Below are 16118 nucleotides of genomic sequence, written 5' to 3' on the forward strand. Positions count from 1 at the left end.
ATGCATATGATTCGTTGGCCGGTAACCGGCATCGTCCTAGTATGTCCCTATTGCAAGTCAGAACTGCAAGAAGCGGATCAAGAGCTGCTGTGCCTGGACTGTACGGTCAGTTACTCCATAGGTGATGGCGGTGTTCCATTTATGCTGGGTGAACTACAGGGACATGACAGCAGGGATTCTGCTGCCTTAAAGAAGGGTGTCATGGAAATGTTCACTGCCTACAATCAATCCCTGAACGAGAGTGGCTTGTCCCGTTTCTCGACATTTATTAATTGGGGGTTCGCCTCGAATAGCAGTCAGGCTCCGGCTAGTGTCAATCGAAACTCTATCCGGCTTCTGCAGGAATGTTTGGATGGTCTGAATCTCGAGGATGCGAACATCTTGGAGGTAGCCTGTGGCAGGGGCGGAAGCGTGCGAGAGCTTTGTCGAAGTTATGGTGTAAGAAGCGTCGTTGGCTTAGATCTCACTGAAGCCAATATTGCATTTTGTCAATGGACTAACCGACACCCAAATGCTTATTTTTGTATCGGGGACGCCGAGAGGCTCCCTATCGGCTCGTCATGTTGTGACATGGTCCTCAACATGGAAGCGTCTGATCTATACCCATCGATTAAGTCCTTCTATGACGAGGTCTTTCGGGTGCTGAAGCCGGGCGGGACTTTCATTTATGCGGACGATTTGCCGACCTGGAAGTTTAACGATGGTGAACGATATTTGCTTGAACTGGGCTTCGAGCTGCTTATATCACGCGATATCACGGGGGAAGTTATGCTTTCAAGTGATCAGGTTCAAAAGAATCGCATAGCCGCTTTTGGATCTGAAGATCAGATGGACACTGCGATTTGGCACACAATGGGTGTGCCCGGCACGCCCTTGTACGATGAAATGAAAAGTGGGGCACGCCAGTACAAGATCATGCATTTCCGTAAGCGGGTTCATCACAATGTATGAGTATAACGTGACAATCGTCGACTATTCCGTCTATCTCCCGAAGTCACGTATCCATGTCAAGGAAGCGATTCAGCAGGTGAAGGCTGACAGCGTTAAATTTCGAAATAGCGATTCGGAATACTTGAACAAAGGCTTTGAGCTGGTTCCTATAGAAGAGGAACTTGATTTGGAACAGATGATTGCCACTGTGTGTAGGCCAATTCTACGCCGGGCTTTGCAAATGAATGTAAAGATCGCGGCGGTTATGTTTGCTAGTGTAACGAATAATGAAAACGGGGAACGGAATCTTTTTGATTCCCTAGCCGATGAATTTTCCCTTGAGGCTGTCCCATTCATCCCCTTGGAGGAATATGCCTGTTCCACGATGCATTTATCGTTGTACCTGGCGTCGAACTACTTCATGGTCCCGCATCAGCAAGGTGAAGGAATTTTGTTCATCACTGCCGACAGGGCTATGAATTCTTATGAACGGAGCGATACGTTCATGGTGTTCGGTGACGGCGCGAGTGCTGCCTTATACATGAAGGGGCAGCGTCAAGGACAGCAGACAATTGCTTCGGCAATGAGAGTCGACGGCCTGGTATACGATTTGGATCCAGATCGTATCCAATTATATTACTCAACGTTTTATTTAGGGGTCAGACAGGCAGTGAGAGCAGCATTAAGCGAGTGCGGTATTCACATTGGTCAGATCGCCTTGATCTTTTGCACCAATTTGGGGATGCACGTATGGAGTATGTTGGCTCAAGTGCTGAAGGTGCCCCTGGAACGTTTCTACAATCTAACCCTCTCCAAGGACGGACATATTCACAACACCGATATCCTAAATAATATCGATCACGCTATCCGTTCAGGTTTTTTGAAGGAAGGGGACTTGTATATGACGGTTTCGATTGGCTTCGGTGGCTATTACGGTTGTGCGATTCATCGGTATGGTAAGAAGGTGAACGAGTTATGTATTTGACATTTCATCATGCAGAAAAAGCGTGGGGGGTAGATATGCCATGGGGACGGATAACCGATCTAATTGAAGCGAATAGGGAATGGATCGCAGGAATTGACTTGCTCTGTTACTGTCATCAGACGGACTTTGAAACTGGTGTTAATAGCTGTGCTAAACTGAGACAAGAATTAGGGTTAAGTGGGGTTATGCCCATCTGCGTCGGGCAGTCCGGCAGCCTATCTCTCTCTAATGCATTAACAGTATTAGACTGGATGTTCAGTAGCGGTACAAAAAATCATGCTCTTTGCGTTATTGCAGATTCGTTCATTCCAGATCATATGGACAAGCAAGGGGGTTGCTTTAGTATGAGCGCACTGATCGGTGTATCAACTATGGCCGGTGATTATCGAGTTGAAAGCTGCCGTAAACTTCCGGGCAGCCGAGTTAGAGTTGGAGTGAAAAGCGCAGTTGAACCGATTCTAAAGCTTGGGCTGCACCAATCGGAGTTTACAAGCGATCTGGAAATGGAAGTTATCACGTTCGATGCAGGAGTCTTCGGCGCAAGCCAATTAAAGTTGCGACGAACATAATTCCCAGCGCGCGAGCAGCCATTTGAAATGCGTCCGGTTTCCGTAAGAACTCGTGCTTAATTATTGAACCATGCGGTTTGGGCGCCGAATCACAGACATCGGGCCTTGGCGATTTATTTAATGAGTCCAAGTAGGATAAAAAATGATTTACACTAGGCCGTACCCCTGCATCTGTATAACGATGTAAGGGGTATTTTTTTGTCTATTTAGCCACATTGACAAAATAAATTAACTCGTGTTAATTTATTTACTGTGGTTAATATTAAGGAGGTGCAATCGCTATGAGCCGGGATATCCCATTAAGGGAATTAAAAAAAGCCAAGAACAAAATTGCGCTGTATGAAGCGGGATTATCCTTAATGAAGGATCGGATGTTCAGCCAGGTCATGATTGAGGATATCTGCAAGAGAGCTGAAATATCCAAGGTCACTTTTTTCAAGTTTTATCAACGTAAAGAGGATCTCCTTATTTATTTTATGCGGGTTTGGCTCACTGAACGGATAATCGAAATCGAACAGGAAGGGAAAAAAGGATTTCATGCATTCCGCCATTTGCTGTCCGAGGTCGCTAAGGAGTATCAATTAAGACCGGGAATGATGCCGAGTTTGATCTCTTTTCTCGCAGAACAGAACATGCAGCCTTGCATGCCTGAGCTGAGTCGGGCTGAAGTATCGCTGCTCTTTCCGGGCCAAGAGGAAGCAGGAAGTCAATCGCCTAATATGTTTGTTTTATTCGAACAGTTCATGAGGGATGAACAGCAAGCTGGGAAGCTCCATTACACTCTTACCTTGGAACAAGCTGTACAGATCTGTTTCACCATTTTTTATGGTGCGTTCCTGACGGCTCAATTGTACAATTCTACGGATATCGGTCGCTTCTATGAAACGCATATGGGTTTGCTTGAAATAAAGGAGAAGGAGTGAATAAGCATGGGTAACGTGATTGCAGGTCGGTATACCGCACATATGGAGGGTTCCTTCGTTGTGTTCGTGATTGGTTTTCGGATTAACAAGTGGTGGGCGGTACATAAATGGCTGCCTGTTATGAATGCCATGTCCCCGATGCTTCAGGAACTGTACCGGAACAAAGAGGAGCTCGGGTTCATGGAAGGTTCCTATCACTTTTCTGGACGGGGACTTACACTCATTCAATATTGGAGAAGCTTTGAACACTTGGAGCACTATGCCCGACACGGAGCTAACCATTTGAAGGCATGGAGGGATTTCAACCGCAAAATTGGAACAGGAGGAGATGTAGGTATTTTTCACGAAACCTATCTGGTCCCAGAAGGGCAATATGAATGCATGTACAACAATATGCCGACGTTTGGTTTGGCAAAAGCGGGAACTCACGTCCCGGCAACGGGTCGTAGAGAAACGGCAAGCCGGCGGCTTGGCCGCGATGGAGAACCCGCTGTGCCTACACCTCCAAATCCATAGTCATTTATTTTTTATCATTCCGAATACCGATGTCTTTCATTAAGATATTACCTTTGGTGGTCTGGTCAAAAATAAAACTAATCTTGCGGATCCGTTCGGGCACTAAATTGGTGTTGGCTTTAATAAAATCATTCATATCGAAAGCAAAGTTTTGAAAAATCGGTTCCTTAATCGTTTGGAAGAATCCTAACGGCCGCTTGGCAAGAACACCTTCGAACATGGGGAGAAGGGGTGAAAAATTGCTAAGTGGCAAGCGACTCACGTTTCCAGTTTCATCTTCAACGGAGATCGTTAGGTCGACTAAAGTGTCTGCTTCATGAGCTTCTTGCCCGGTATCATGGTTAGCGATGGAAAAAACAAGAGTACTTGTGTCAGATATATCGATCCCCGAATCCGGCAATATGACCTTATATACAGGAGTGGAGGAAGCCGATCTGTTATCCCACTCTAAGAAAACCGCGCTATACTGTTCATCCGACAGTTCCATCTTTACTTTGTCTTCTTTCCAGACCTTTAGGGAGTCTCCTTCCAAACGCCCGCCGGGTAACGTGGTTGTCCCCGGATCGGAATCTTCTTCATAATTAGTGAGGGTGGTCGTGTTTCCGTCCCAATAATTGCTGATATACATCGTTTCGGGCAACCATTCCTTGGCGTATCCTAGATCTTGAAATACCGTCCGATACGAATGATTGTTCCTCAATGTGGCTTCCAAAAAGGACGAAATCAATACTTCTGCAGCTTGAATTTGTTGTTCACCAGGAAGGATCTCGGAGTTATTAAATAACATGTTTCCGATCCCGGCAGCATCGGATCTGCTCCAAACCGTGTTGAATTGTCCATGATTTGCACCGTATATGTACACATATGATTTGAAATAATGACTATTTTCAGTAAAGCGTGTACGAAAATACTGATTCGCTCCAACGAACGAATTGATGTCCATATCGTGGGAGCCATGTAGGGACAAATAGTTGATATCATGAAGCTCGATGGGTTGTCCGCCCGGTTGGTACTGCATGTCGGTACCTGCGATCGAGACAAGGGATTGAATATTAAAATGGTAATCAAACTTGATGGTTGCATCTTCAGGATATGTTGTCATTTCGTTGTACGCGGCTGCCGTAGTGATGGCCTCACCCCCACGGGAATGTCCCATCAGTGCAATATGCTGCATATCTACTTTGCCATGGAACGGATTTCCTTCAGAAGCATTCCATGACTCCCATGTTTTTAAATGTTCGAGCAGTAACCAACCTCGTGCACGGTTTTCACCCTCCAATCCATCTAAAATAAACAGATCATCGTACGGAGAAATATTCAGAAAATTCTCATCGATCGAAGCTAAGATATATCCACGACTTGCCAGTAATTTTCCCAAATAGGCATATCCGGGATCAGAGAACTCAGTCGCAAGATGGTTACCATGTACAACAAGGACAAGCGGGAAGGGGCCGTCGCCTTCAGGATACCAAACCGTGCCATTCAGCGGCATCGCTTCTGGACCGAACCCAAAGGTGTTCGTACGTCTGGAAGACCAATTTCCTACAAATGCCGATCCATCCACAGTCTTTGTCGTTAGACGACCTTGGGTATCAAGATCTTTGCGATACGTAGGATTACTTGCATAGGTCACTGAATTTACACGAAATGTACCAGGTTCAGCCGGATTGGCCACGGAGTTTGAGTAATTGTCCGCAGTCTTGACGGTTTGTAAAGGATACTGAACCTCTAACTCGGCAAAACCTCCACAAGTGAGCCAATATCCCAGTACACAAATGAAAATAAACACCGCAGCAATCCCTGAACTTGCTGTTACTTTTACCCACCTTGCAGCTTTGCGATACGAACCCTTTATGAATCGATAAAGCAAGGCTCCAAGTAAAGAAAAGGAGAAGAGGATGCATAAAAGAATGGATAACGTTAACGGTATGGGTCCTAAAAAACTGAGATACAGTAAACCAATAGATGCCAGCAGGAACCAAATATACCGAGAAGGCATTTTTTTAGCCCAATGCAACACGCCTGCAATAAGACCCGTGAGTCCAAGAACGGCCAGAATCGATAATATTGTACCAACGAAGTAGTCCTGAACCCCTCGTGACCCAAGGTAATAGAAAGCTTGCACTAAACAAATGAACAACGTAACCATAGAAACTCCAAAAATAGCTCCTTTCCATCCCGACGGAAGGGGAGAGATACGTGGAAGAGGAAACTTTGACAGCCGTTTTCTGAGTGTTTTCTTGTCAATGAATAAAGAGATCACGGCCCGGTCAAGGTTGGAAATAGATCGCAAATCAAGCTATTGTTCATTATTCAGTAGTACAGAAAGAATAATAGCATGCGGTACTGAATAATGCAAGATAGTGAACTAAATACCATTCTACTGACGGTTAGAAGTTACCAAAATGAATAGTTGATGTTTCCCAATCTCCCACAAGAGGACAAACCCCGCTTGGTGGCATATATTTGCATGAGAGTGAGTGGTTACCGCGGCTAAGATCCAAGCATGAGTTGATGCTGATATGTAACCTAATTAAATGAAAAACACCTCCAAGATGATGTCCATACCTTACGACATGGTTGCATTTTCTTGAAGGTGTTTTTTCGTGGCCACAGTGTAAATATCGATGAATGCAATTCATATTAGATTAGCGGCAGTCCGGTTAGAGAAGTTATGGAACAGCTTAACCTAAGGAGGGTTCGCGATCATCAACGTGCTTCAGACGTTTCTCTCCCCCAGGTTTCACCCCATATGCGCAATTCCCGAAGTACGGGTGTGTATGCCCTTCCTTTATCCGTTAGCGAATACTCAACGGTGACAGGTGAGGTGGGCAACACCTGGCGGTTGATTACTTCATGCTGCTCCAAATGACGCAGGGCATCCGTTAAAGACTTGATGCTGACGTTGTCTAAATTTCTTCGCATTTGATTAAATCGCTGCGGACCCAAACTAAGTAAGGTAAGTACCAAAATAGACCATTTTCCGCGAACAACCTCTAAAGCTTCGCAAATGGAGATGAGGCATAGTTCGTTCTCTTTGCTTATATCCACAAAATCATTCCTTACTATAATATAGTTAGTCTACTTTATAAGGCTATATTAAAATAATGTGTCTACTTTAGATTATATATTGAATAATTTATAGTAACAATAAGACTTATTTTACTGCAGTGCTATGTGGTTTAACTAAAGCAGAATTAGTCTTATAAAGCTTAGGGAGGAGTATGGCTATGTGAACTAAAAGATATTGATTTTGGAATTGGACACTTCTAGTGTCCGCAAGCTATTCCCGGCATTAATCGATTCCGGATATCCTTTCAAAGAAAAGTGAAATTTAGGGCTTTTTTCTTACAGAGTAAATGAGACTGTTAACTGTGACTCAATTGAGGATAGTGAGTATGAGGAGGAGAGAAGAATGTCTTTTGTGCAACCGAACCAAAAGGTGGAGCAGCCGTTTTTTAACATTATTCAAGATCGGCGGTCCATACGCTACTTTGATACTGAAGTAATGATCCCACGGGAGGAAATGAAAGAAATCTTGCAGCAAGCTACGTTGGCTCCATCAGGCGCCAATCTGCAGCCGTGGCGGTTCCTTGTAATCGACTCGCAGGAGCTGAAGCAAAAACTGCTTCCTATCGCCAACAGCCAGCAGCAAGTGATTGAGGCTTCAGCAGTCATTGCGGTACTCGGAGATTTGGAAGGGTACACATTGGCCGAGAAAATTTATGGAATGGCGGTCGATGCGGGTTACATGCCTGAAGAGACAGCTAAATCATTCGTGGAACGTTACCAAAGACTGTTCGCGGGCATGTCTCAAGAAAATGTTCTCCGAAAAGTACTTATTGACAGTGGGTTGGTATCCATGCAGCTTATGCTTGTCGCCCGCGCTAAAGGCTATGATACGGTCCCTATGGGCGGCTTTGACCAAACTAAATTTGTAGAGGCGTTCGATATTCCAGAGAGATACGCTCCTGTTATGCTTATCGCCATCGGTAAGGCGGCGAAGCCCGGACACCGAACGGTAAGATTACCGATTGAAGATGTCACTTTCTTCAATGAAATACCTAAGGCATGATATTATTCATTCAAGCAATATAAAAGACACCCAAGGATATGAACTGCATCCCCAATTGTTAGACACAACTAACAATTGGAGGTGCATTTTTTAGGGTATTCGGATTAATTCGGAACGGTCACATTCAACCATGGAGTCACAGTGAAGAAACCGAAAAAGACCAAGATGATCAAGTACGGAAGAAACACACCGAAGGGGACCAAAGCATTCGGACTGCTATTAATGAAAATATTCGGAACTCCTCCTGATCAATCATCCTGGCCATCACTTATTGCGGCGACGGATTCAACAATCACCGGAGATATTTACATAGGGCTAGGGATGAATCCTCTAAAGGCTAAGAAGTCGAAGTTTGTTGATTTTCCCACCGGAGTCCATTATGACTTGTAAAAAACGATCAAAGATGGTCGGTAAGGAAAAGCTGGAAAAGGGAATTTTATTACTGTCATATCCTCATAAAGATTTTCAACAAAAAGATGCATAACGCTATTAGATATTTCCTCGCGCCTTGCTTCATCTAAACGAAAGAACGTATTTGTTGGCATAGATTACTCCTTGATGTAAGTGTGAATTCATTCACACCAAATCGATAATCCATTCACATGTCAGGTAGTATTTACGTGGTTGAGTATAGCAGGAAAGAGAAGTCAAGAAACTAGTGTTTCTCGTTGGGACGATATCGAACTCTCTCTCCAAACGGACTCCTACCCACTCTCCCGATTTTTATGCTTTAATAAAATGAGCAGTAAAAACAAGAAATGGTGAAAGTGGGATTCGATGAAGCGACTAACGATTGGCCTGTTCGCCCATGTGGATGCAGGTAAAACTACTTTTGCGGAACAGCTGCTGTACCATACGAACAGTATCCGGTCGCGAGGGCGGGTGGATCATCAGGATGCGTTTCTGGACAGCCACGAGATCGAGCGGGCAAGGGGCATTACGGTGTTCGCAGATCAGGCGGTAATAGAATATAAAGGAGACAGCTACTATTTAATAGACACGCCAGGACACGTCGATTTCTCCCCGGAGATGGAGCGAACGATTCAGGTCATTGATTATGCCATTCTGATTGTAAGCGCAGTTGAAGGCGTCCAAGGCCATACTGAGACAGTCTGGCAGCTGCTGCGTAAGCATCGGGTTCCGACGTTTTTCTTTATCAACAAGACGGATCGGATCGGAGCGGATGCAGGCAGAACCGAGGCGGATATCCGTCAGCAGTTGACAGGGGAAGTATGTTGCATTACACAGGGCTTCGCTGACGGCATCATCGGTGAGCCGCTGCGTGAGGCCATGGCGGAGCGGGACGAAGCTTTGCTGGAAGCATTCCTGGAGGGAAGAGATGATTCTGGCTTCTGGCTGGAGGCTTTGCAGAGGATGATCGCGGCCGGTCTTCTCTTCCCCTGTGCTTACGGCTCTGCGCTTCAGGATACAGGCGTCATTGAATTTCTGGATCAGCTGCATCTGCTGACGACAACCACTTATGACGGGGATGCTTCGTTCCAGGGGCGGGTGTATAAAATTCGGCACGATGCAGGCGGAGCGAGACTCACGTTCATTAAGGCACTGGGTGGTCGGTTGAAGGTGAGAGAACAGCTTCGTTATGAGAGCGGCGGGGTTCAATATGATGAAAAAATTACGCGGCTCTTCTTGTTTAACGGCCTTAAATCGCAGCCGGTGGAACAAGTAGAAGCCGGCGATTTGTTTGCGGTTACGGGATTGTCCGCCGCCGAGACCGGACAAGGCCTGGGGGCGATATCCGACAAGTTAGCTTACGATTCGGAGCCGACGTTACAATCGAAGGTATTATTCGACAATTCGATACCTGTACAGAAGGTGCTCGGTGCTTTTCGCACGCTGGAGGCGGAGGAGCCGTCTCTGAACGTCGTTTGGGATGAGAAATTGCAGGAGATTTCGATCCGCGTCATGGGATTGATTCAACTGGAAGTGCTGGAGCAGCTTGTTAGAGAGCGGTTTGGCTTTGCGATCTCTTTTGGACAACCGGAAATCTTGTATAAGGAAACGATTGAATCGGCTGTGAAAGGGTACGGACACTTCGAACCGCTCAGACATTATGCGGAAGTGCATCTGCTGATTGAACCGGGAGAAAGGGGCAGCGGCATCACGTTCGATAGCAGATGTCATGCCGATGATCTGAATGTCAGCTATCAGAATCTGATTCGGAATCACCTCTACGAACGGGAGCATCACGGACTGCTGACCGGCATGCCGGTCACCGATGTGAACATCACGCTGCTGAGGGGCCGCGCGCATAAAGAACATACCCATGGCGGCGATTTTCGTGAGGCTACCTTTCGAGCACTACGGCAGGGTCTGGAGAAGGCGGACAACGTGCTGCTGGAGCCCTATTACGATTTCAAAATCAAAGTCGCTATCGATGAAATGGGCAGGGTGCTGTCCGATATTCAGCGTGCTTCAGGTATTTTTAATCCGCCGGAGACAGCCGGAACGCAAGCGGTGGTCACGGGCAGGGTGCCTGTGTCGACTTTTATGAACTACAGTGCCGAATTTGCATCCTTTACGCATGGACGAGGCAGTATCCGCTGCGTGTTCGGCGGCTACGACCGCTGCCATAATACGGAGGAAGTCATAGAGCGTATGGGCTACCGCAAAGGGGCAGACCCATTGTATACATCTTCCTCCATCTTTTGCGCCAAGGGGGCGGGTTACTCGGTACCATGGGATGAGGCGGAAGCCAAGATGCACCTTGAATTAGAACCTTGAATGATATTAGGGGACTGACATGGGGATTTATGGAATTATAGGTCTTCACGGCTTGAGCAATATTACGAAATTCCGAGCGCTGACGAGCCTTAGGATCGTAGATTATACTAATCGTATTGAATACAATTCTCTGAAAGCACCAGATCCCTGCGAAGCAGGTGCTGGTGCTTTTTTGCTTTTTACCAACTTTACGAGAAGGCCATCTATTTTATGCTCCAATTACACTAACAAGTTGGTGTACATAGTCATTCTCTCAGAAAAGTCTTCCACGAACATTTCGTAATTGATCAACATTTGTTTGCCATTATCGATGGAATCAATATACTTTTAATGACGACAACTCCTATGGTTAATATAAGTATAAGCCAATTATTATGTTCTCTATGTTAGACTGGCCCTGAGCCGGTTCCCTTGTTTAGGTTTATCTGCTTATTGCTTAGGAAAAGACGACGAACATATCCTGTTGAAGTAGGGCATTATTTCCCCCCAACCAGAGAAGTAAATTGTTTAATGGATAATCTCAAAAAAATTGTACAAAACCGATTACACGGAATAAATAAAAACAGCAGCAGCATTAACAGTATTAGCAGAGGCGGAATTTGTTATGATAAAAATCTGGAGGCGAATGAGATGCTGGAATTAGAGTTTACTACTATAGAGGCGTGGGATGAAGCATTGTGGGCGCGGATGGAGCGGATATATCATGAGGCTTTTCCAACCGGCGCCAAGACAAAAGCGATTCTGCGCAGTATGCTGGACCGGGGGATTGGTTACTTACACACGGGCGTGCATCATGGAGAAGTGGTTGCGATGGCTGTTACTGGACTGGCGGGGAAGGCAGCGAACCGCATCCTGATCATCGATTACCTCGCGGTTAAACAGAAGCTGCGCGGATCGGGTATCGGGACTTGGATGCTGGAGCAGCTCAGAGCCTGGGGGTTAAAGGAACACGGGATCAAAGGTATGATTATCGAGGCGGAATCCGGCACAACGGAGGCTCATCAGGAACGCATTCAGTTTTGGCAACGCAACGGGTTCGTCCTAACTTCCTATGTTCATCAATATAGAATGGTGCCAGAGCCTTATCAGGCAATGATGCTGCCACTGGATGGAAATACGGATGTGCCTGATGATGGCGAAGCACTGTTTGGTTATATCAATGCTTTTCATAAGGCTGCTTACAAGAGGAGGTAGACCGAATTTAATCTCGAGGGACAAGCACATACTCCCATTGAAGTCGCTATATTAGCGGCTTTTTTTTCGGTACAAGACCATGTACCCGATTACCGTGTTGGACAAGAACATGTTCCTATTGCAATGAGGCGTATCTCTAATCGTTATTTTACCTGTAAATTCATTAACCATTCATATCTGTGTTTGCTGTGCTTCGACTGAAAAAGAATCATCAAACGGCGACGGACGAACAGATGAATAGTAGAAAAGTAAACTTAGCCATACCGTCTAAAACATTTGAAGTTGAACTCCATCAACCACTCTTTCAGGACTGGGGAAGTGGTGTGGAGGAATCGTTTCAAGACGAAAAATCTGGTTTTTATCTAGAAGTTTATAATCATGGAAATATCCCAGCAGAAAATGTCATGGTTGAGATTGCGGTTGATTTTGATGAATTAAGTGATTTTATGAAAGATCACATCGTTTTCAATGGTGAAAATCATCATTCATTTTATCTTTCCGAATTTAATAAAGTAGAAAATATCAAACATGAAATCAATTTTCATCTTGAGGAAATGGGAGCGGTTCATCCTGTTGGCGCAGAAAAACACGGTATAAAAATACATCTTCCTAAATGTTACATATACTTATTGAACATAAGGGCATTTAATGAAAACTTGAATTTATTCAGTTTGAATATCATATTGGTGTATAAAGATCCGAATAATGAAAGTAAGTTATGTACAAAAGAGTTTTTAATTGAACCTGAGATCCATATGGCGAAGAGGGAAGAAGAGCCTTCTAATAATAAGGTGAAGTACAGAATTAAGGGTGAGTTAATAATAGAATAATAATAGAATAACTGTTTTGGCATGGTTTATACGATTGAAGTCTGCGAATCTAACGGGGAAACGACAGCTTAATACAATCAAAATAGGCAGCTGATCAATATGGTCAGCTGCCTTTAAACAACTATGGGGCAAATTTATTGTAATCGACTTACCTCAATAACATGATTTACTTTGTATCTTTAGAAAGACATCAATAACGAGTACAAGGAACTGGAGCACTCAGCAGCTGTTTGTGTCAATCAGATTAGGTTGTCGTAGGGATATCTAAACTCTTTTGCATAAATATCACTTTCCTAAAGCCAGCTTTTACAGTAAGCGAGCCCGATTTAAGCTCTTTTTTGATAATATAACCGTAACGTTCATATAATTTTTGTGCTGACGGATTAGTGTCAACAACCTCTAGATTTATCTTGGGAATTTGCTTGTTTTTTGCAATTTGTTCTACCTTGTTTAATAACAACTTACCTATCCCGTTGCCACGAGCTTTTTCAGACACAGCAATAGGATCAATATGCAATATATCTTCCCTGTACAAATGAAACCTTAAATAAACAGCATAAAAAACAAATCGCCAAATCGCTGCGAATGGAGAGTAAACCTTCCGAAAAGCGATATAATTGGCAGGCACAAAGGCTTTTTTTCCAATATTATATCCGAGAAACCCAACCACTTCTCCATTTCTTATTGCATATACGCCTTGTTCAAATTGAATGGATTGAGCTAATAGCTCAACTGCTTGCTCTTTAGTTTTTGCATAAAACCAAAGATATTTTACTTTCAATGGAAAAGCTTCGTAAAATAAATTTGCAACGTGTTTTTGTTGTTGGAGATTAAGCTTGGAAGTGAGCTCAACTTGATTCAATGTTAGTTCCCCCCATCTTTTTTAAAGTTCATTGATGTTCCATGTTTCATTTTCCTAAAATGAGGCAAAATGAACAATTCACATTTCTTTGACTTGTTGGTACATTTCTTAGACTCAGGCTGCTTTTAATGACAGTTGATTTGAAAGGTGGGAATAAACGATGAGTAGTAAGAGCTATTTGGCCCAGAATACTCCTTTAAACGTACAGTTTCTAAGAGTTAGAGATGAACCGTTTCGTTGGAGTAATTCCATTGAAGTGGTTATTGTATTGGAAGGCAGCATTCATATTGCAATTGCAGACGAGGAGAGAAGCTTAGGTAAGGGTGCCATTGAAATTTTCAATATCAATCAAGTTCACCGTCTATTGCAGACTAATGAAAATAATTTAGTTCTCCAAATAAATATAGATGCTGAATTCGCAAAAGATTATTGTTCGGATATATCAAAAATTTGGTTTGCTCATGAATTCAGCCCTGGAACATATCTAGGGTCAGAGCGAATAAAAGAAACGAATGAAGCAATATGCAGACTAATATCTCCAGTTGTAAACAAGAGTGAGATACGATACTTAACCCTAATAAATATTATCGAAAAATTGTTGGATCTACTCATGACGAATTTTGATGTCAAAAGAATTTTCGCAGGAAACTCAGCCAAGCTGCAACGAATGGAGAAAATATATAATTATTTATTTCATTTCAAGGGCTATACCAACAAGGCGTCTTTGAATGAAATTGCCAAAATTACAGAGGAATATTTAAATTTAGATTATTTATCATCACAATTCAGGTTATTAATAGGAGATACGCTGCAAAATCTACTTCATTACTTACGAATTGAGCATGCGATCAAACTATTATTAACGACAGATTTAAGCCTTGTTGATATATCAAACGAGAGTGGTTTCTCTTCTCCGAGATATTTTTATCAAAAGTTTAATAAGATTTTCCCAGAGGGACCGAAAGAATTTCGAAAAGAAAATAAAAAAAAGCAAGAGGAGATAGAACTCTGTAGGGAAATAATCGATCCAACATTAGTTATTCCAATGCATAGTGAATTATTTTACAGTGATGAAGCAATTTGCAATGAAAAAAATAAGCGAATTCATATTGATTTATTTGTTCCTTATGATCAAAAATCAAACTCTCCATACCTGATAAAAGTATCTGAATTTCTCATGGGTAATTTAGATAAGCATCTACAATTGATTCTTCAAGCTAATGACTCAAGTCCATACAAAGTTTTTGGATTCGAAGAGAACTTAAATTCTCAAAAAAGTAATATTAAATTTCTGACATTGATTATTAATAAATTTAGCGAAAACGATATTCATCCTGTGTTCATTGTGAGAACAAGTAATAAAGCTATTTCAGAGCAGATCGCAACAATTCAACAGCTGCTTCAAAACTATACCCTTACTTATGGGTCAGAACATATGAAGGGGTGGACAATTGAAATTCGTTAACGTTGATCTCATCGAAGAGCGTGAAGGCTTAAACAGTCATGAAAGAATGCGTCATGGTTATTCAGTATTTAGAATTAAAACGAAAAGAGCAGATCTGACGGTAATTGACCGTTGAACTGCAGCAGTTGCGGGGTTGTTGAGTTTTCAACACAGGACTTCAAAGTGACCATTTTTTGAATGGGGTAAAGGGGAGAAGGATTATGCCAAGCGTATTTCAAAATCAAGGCAAGCGATTAGTGATGCTTTTATGAGGCTAATGTCAGAAAAGGAATTCGAGAGCATCACGATTAATCAAATTGCGGCAGAAGCGTAGGTTGCTTATTGAGGTGAATTTAGATGGATTAAGAATGTATGTTCCGGTATGATTAAAATGAAAACAGCAGATGTTTTATAGTTTTGTTTCGATCGAAAAAAACAGTGAGGTGAGTAACATTACGGAACAAAGTAATATGCGAAAAGTAATCATTGAACTTTGGAATGAAGGGGATCTAGGTTTACTTCGCCAATTAAATTCGCCAGAGATGACAGCGCACCTTGGAGGTCCAGAAACTGAGGAAAAACTCGTGACTCGTCATAGGCGCTATTGTGAAATCGCTGAAAGAGGAACAGGACGAATGTTTAAGATTCTCCTATTTCCGAGTCTTGAGGTTGTTGGCAGTGTGGGCTATTGGGATCAGTCTTGGCAAGGAGAATCGATTTATGAGGTGGGATGGAGTGTTTTACCAGTATTCCAAGGCAGAGGGATCGCCACAGAAGCAACAGCAAAAGCCATAGCTTCGATCCATTCTGAAAAGAAACATGAATTCATTCATGCTTTTCCTAAAATCAGCAATCCTGCTTCTAATGCCATTTGTCGCAAGCTCGGCTTCTCCCTTATTGGTGAATGTGATTTTGAATACCCTGTTGGTACCCCCATACGATGTAATGACTGGAGGTTGAGGGTCGGGGACGGAGTATAAATTCCAAAAAGCCCACGTCTTTGGTATAAGAGACGTGAGCTTACTACACATGGTGCCCGAGGTGTCTT

General features: G+C 43.3%; 14 protein-coding genes and 1 pseudogene. 12 read left to right on the forward strand and 3 right to left on the reverse strand.

All coding sequences use genetic code 11. From position 1 onward, the window contains the following. The 5 genes from L6H98_RS02975 (at position 1) to L6H98_RS02995 (ending at position 3923) form a co-directional block, all read left to right on the forward strand. Positions 1-951 (forward strand): methyltransferase domain-containing protein, encoded by a 951-nt coding sequence (locus L6H98_RS02975; protein ID WP_236412735.1) that lies wholly within the window; start codon positions 1-3, stop codon positions 949-951. Beyond that, the gene (locus tag L6H98_RS02980) at positions 944-1915 is read left to right on the forward strand and encodes a 3-oxoacyl-[acyl-carrier-protein] synthase III C-terminal domain-containing protein (protein WP_236412736.1); all 972 of its coding nucleotides are present in this window, start codon (positions 944-946) and stop codon (positions 1913-1915) included. Before L6H98_RS02975 ends, L6H98_RS02980 begins: the two co-directional genes overlap by 8 nt. Continuing rightward, the gene (locus L6H98_RS02985; RefSeq protein WP_236412738.1) at positions 1906-2484 is read left to right on the forward strand and encodes a hypothetical protein; all 579 of its coding nucleotides are present in this window, start codon (positions 1906-1908) and stop codon (positions 2482-2484) included. Before L6H98_RS02980 ends, L6H98_RS02985 begins: the two co-directional genes overlap by 10 nt. Before the next feature lie 281 nt (positions 2485-2765). Then, a complete protein-coding gene (locus L6H98_RS02990) occupies positions 2766-3407 on the forward strand; it encodes a TetR/AcrR family transcriptional regulator (RefSeq protein WP_236412739.1) in 642 nt (213 codons plus the stop codon). A gap of 6 nt (positions 3408-3413) precedes the next feature. Further along, positions 3414-3923 carry a DUF4188 domain-containing protein gene (locus L6H98_RS02995; RefSeq protein WP_236412740.1) on the forward strand — a complete coding sequence of 170 codons (510 nt, stop codon included), beginning with the start codon at positions 3414-3416 and terminating at the stop codon, positions 3921-3923. 4 nt (positions 3924-3927) lie between these two features. On the opposite strand, the gene L6H98_RS03000 is transcribed toward L6H98_RS02995, so the two are convergent. Both L6H98_RS03000 and L6H98_RS03005 read right to left on the reverse strand, forming a co-directional pair. Further along, the gene (locus L6H98_RS03000) at positions 3928-6072 is read right to left on the reverse strand and encodes an MFS transporter (RefSeq protein ID WP_236412741.1); all 2145 of its coding nucleotides are present in this window, start codon (positions 6070-6072) and stop codon (positions 3928-3930) included. Positions 6073-6632: 560 nt separating this feature from the next. Next, positions 6633-6974: a helix-turn-helix domain-containing protein gene (locus L6H98_RS03005; protein ID WP_236412742.1), complete on the reverse strand. Its 342-nt coding sequence runs from the start codon at positions 6972-6974 to the stop codon at positions 6633-6635. 364 nt (positions 6975-7338) lie between these two features. Between L6H98_RS03005 and L6H98_RS03010 the strand changes: the two genes are divergently transcribed. The 4 genes from L6H98_RS03010 (at position 7339) to L6H98_RS03025 (ending at position 12764) form a co-directional block, all read left to right on the forward strand. Continuing rightward, positions 7339-7998 (forward strand): nitroreductase family protein, encoded by a 660-nt coding sequence (locus L6H98_RS03010; RefSeq protein WP_236412743.1) that lies wholly within the window; start codon positions 7339-7341, stop codon positions 7996-7998. Positions 7999-8775: 777 nt separating this feature from the next. Next, entirely contained in the window at positions 8776-10740 is a 1965-nt protein-coding gene (locus L6H98_RS03015) for a TetM/TetW/TetO/TetS family tetracycline resistance ribosomal protection protein (protein WP_236412744.1), read from the forward strand. Positions 10741-11250: 510 nt separating this feature from the next. After that, a complete protein-coding gene (locus tag L6H98_RS03020) occupies positions 11251-11934 on the forward strand; it encodes a GNAT family N-acetyltransferase (RefSeq protein WP_236412745.1) in 684 nt (227 codons plus the stop codon). 233 nt (positions 11935-12167) lie between these two features. Further along, complete coding sequence (locus L6H98_RS03025) at positions 12168-12764, forward strand: hypothetical protein (RefSeq protein ID WP_236412747.1); 597 nt, start codon at positions 12168-12170, stop codon at positions 12762-12764. Between the two features lie 244 nt (positions 12765-13008). Here the strand turns inward: L6H98_RS03025 and L6H98_RS03030 are convergent, their stop codons facing one another. Then, the gene (locus L6H98_RS03030) at positions 13009-13626 is read right to left on the reverse strand and encodes a GNAT family N-acetyltransferase (RefSeq protein WP_236412749.1); all 618 of its coding nucleotides are present in this window, start codon (positions 13624-13626) and stop codon (positions 13009-13011) included. Positions 13627-13786: 160 nt separating this feature from the next. On the opposite strand from L6H98_RS03030, the gene L6H98_RS03035 reads away from it, so the two are divergent. The 3 genes and pseudogenes from L6H98_RS03035 to L6H98_RS03045 all read left to right on the forward strand — a co-directional run bounded on the left by L6H98_RS03035 (position 13787) and on the right by L6H98_RS03045 (position 16050). Further along, positions 13787-15091 carry a response regulator transcription factor gene (locus L6H98_RS03035; protein ID WP_236412750.1) on the forward strand — a complete coding sequence of 435 codons (1305 nt, stop codon included), beginning with the start codon at positions 13787-13789 and terminating at the stop codon, positions 15089-15091. A gap of 211 nt (positions 15092-15302) precedes the next feature. Beyond that, positions 15303-15401: pseudogene (locus tag L6H98_RS03040) on the forward strand (TetR/AcrR family transcriptional regulator); the annotation flags it as partial. 121 nt (positions 15402-15522) lie between these two features. Continuing rightward, complete coding sequence (locus L6H98_RS03045; RefSeq protein ID WP_236412967.1) at positions 15523-16050, forward strand: GNAT family N-acetyltransferase; 528 nt, start codon at positions 15523-15525, stop codon at positions 16048-16050. The last annotated feature ends 68 nt before the right edge of the window (positions 16051-16118 follow it).

Source organism: Paenibacillus sp. JJ-223, from assembly GCF_927798175.1.
GTDB lineage: Bacteria > Bacillota > Bacilli > Paenibacillales > Paenibacillaceae > Paenibacillus > Paenibacillus hubeiensis.

Coding starts and splice junctions, on each gene's coding strand:
- L6H98_RS02975 (WP_236412735.1), top strand. CDS start 1: ATGCATATGATTCGTTGGCCGGTAACCGGCATCGTCCTAGTATGTCCC.
- L6H98_RS02980 (WP_236412736.1), top strand. CDS start 944: ATGTATGAGTATAACGTGACAATCGTCGACTATTCCGTCTATCTCCCG.
- L6H98_RS02985 (WP_236412738.1), top strand. CDS start 1,906: ATGTATTTGACATTTCATCATGCAGAAAAAGCGTGGGGGGTAGATATG.
- L6H98_RS02990 (WP_236412739.1), top strand. CDS start 2,766: ATGAGCCGGGATATCCCATTAAGGGAATTAAAAAAAGCCAAGAACAAA.
- L6H98_RS02995 (WP_236412740.1), top strand. CDS start 3,414: ATGGGTAACGTGATTGCAGGTCGGTATACCGCACATATGGAGGGTTCC.
- L6H98_RS03000 (WP_236412741.1), bottom strand. CDS start 6,072: ATGGTTACGTTGTTCATTTGTTTAGTGCAAGCTTTCTATTACCTTGGG.
- L6H98_RS03010 (WP_236412743.1), top strand. CDS start 7,339: ATGTCTTTTGTGCAACCGAACCAAAAGGTGGAGCAGCCGTTTTTTAAC.
- L6H98_RS03015 (WP_236412744.1), top strand. CDS start 8,776: ATGAAGCGACTAACGATTGGCCTGTTCGCCCATGTGGATGCAGGTAAA.
- L6H98_RS03020 (WP_236412745.1), top strand. CDS start 11,251: ATGGATAATCTCAAAAAAATTGTACAAAACCGATTACACGGAATAAAT.
- L6H98_RS03025 (WP_236412747.1), top strand. CDS start 12,168: ATGAATAGTAGAAAAGTAAACTTAGCCATACCGTCTAAAACATTTGAA.
- L6H98_RS03035 (WP_236412750.1), top strand. CDS start 13,787: ATGAGTAGTAAGAGCTATTTGGCCCAGAATACTCCTTTAAACGTACAG.